The sequence below is a fragment of the Rhodococcus sp. BS-15 genome, from assembly GCF_000813105.1.
In the GTDB taxonomy this organism is placed as follows: Bacteria; Actinomycetota; Actinomycetes; order Mycobacteriales; family Mycobacteriaceae; genus Rhodococcoides.
On the sequence record NZ_BAOX01000534.1, the window covers coordinates 1 to 1,486 of the forward strand.

2 pseudogenes are annotated in these 1,486 nt (G+C 66.5%); both read left to right on the top strand.

The window, feature by feature from the left end:
• Nucleotides 1-1,204, top strand: a pseudogene (mltG, locus tag RHBS_RS27685) (endolytic transglycosylase MltG); the annotation flags it as partial.
• Nucleotides 1,179-1,486 (top strand): annotated as a pseudogene (locus RHBS_RS27690) (shikimate dehydrogenase); the annotation flags it as partial. The pseudogenes mltG and RHBS_RS27690, both read left to right, overlap by 26 nt.

Below are 1,486 nucleotides of genomic sequence, written 5' to 3' on the forward strand. Positions count from 1 at the left end.
GGGTCGGGCGTAGCCGTGCTGCGACCCGCAAGGACCGAGCCGCGTCCAGCCGCAAGCGTCGCGGTTGGCTGGTGGCTGCAGTGCTCGGGCTCGTACTGCTTGTGGCCGTGGCGGGCGGAGGGTATTTCGCGGTGAACAAGTTCGGCAATCGCACGACACCGAACGCGGACTTCGCCGCAGGCTCCCCGGGGGACGGCGTGGTGATTCAGGTTCATCCCAACGACACCGCACAGCAGATCGGTACCCAGGCAGCGGACAAGGGTGTCGTGGCCAGCTCGGGTGCGTTCCTCGAGGCAGCCCTCCTGAACAACGCCATCACTTCGGTTCAACCCGGCTTCTATCTGCTCGCCAGCAACGTGCCTGCATCGCAGGCCGTGACCGAACTCGTGGACCCCGCGTCCCGGGTGGGCAACATGGTGATCTCGGAGGGCCGACAGCTTCACGATGCGCGCGACGTGAACACCGATGCCGTCAAGAAGGGCATCTACACCCTGATCTCCGAGGCCAGCTGCGTGGACCGAACCGGCAGTGGAACCCCAACCTGCGTGAGCTACGACGATCTCAACGTGGCAGGAGCCGTGGACGACCCGGCTGCCTTGGGCGTCCCGGACTGGGCCACCGATCGCGTCGAGGGAGTCCCGGATCGCGATCGGCAGCTCGAAGGCCTGATCGCCGCGGGAACCTGGGATTTCGACCCCAGCGCGACTCCGACCGACATTCTGAAGCAGTTGGTGTCCGAGAGTGCGACTCGCTACGAGGACACCGGAATCCTCACCGCCGGTGCCAACTCCGGGCTGACTCCGTACGACACCCTCGTCGCCGCCTCGCTCGTCGAACGTGAGTCCCTGCCCCAGGACTTCAGCAAAGTGGCCCGGGTGATCCTCAACCGCCTCGCGGTGCCGCAGAAGCTCGAGTTCGACTCGACCGTCAACTACTCGCTCGACACGACCGAGGTGGCCACCACCGACGCGACCGAGCCCGCGTCACCCCGTGGAACACCTATGCCAGCGAGGGGCTGCCCGCAACCCCGATCTCCTCGCCGAGTATCGGTGCGGTGCAGGCGGTCGAGATGCCTGCCGACGGCGACTGGTTGTACTTCGTGACCATCAACCAGGCGGGCGAAACTCTGTTCACCCGCAGCTACGAGGAACATCTGGCGAACATCACCAGGGTCGAGGATGGCTTCCTCGACAGCGGTCGCTGACATGCGCGCCGCCGTGTTGGGCAGCCCCGTCGAACATTCGAAGTCGCCGGTGCTGCACTGTGCTGCGTATCGCGCGCTCGGTCTCGCCGACTGGACCTACGAGCGCATCGACTGCACCGGTGAGCAGTTGCCCGGTCTGCTCGACGGTTTCGGTCCCGAATGGGTCGGTGTGTCGGTCACCATGCCGGGCAAGGTTGCAGCGCTGGCGTACGCGACCGAGCGCACCGCGCGGGCAGTTCTGGCCGGCTCGGCGAACACCCTCGTGCGCACCACGTCGGGCTG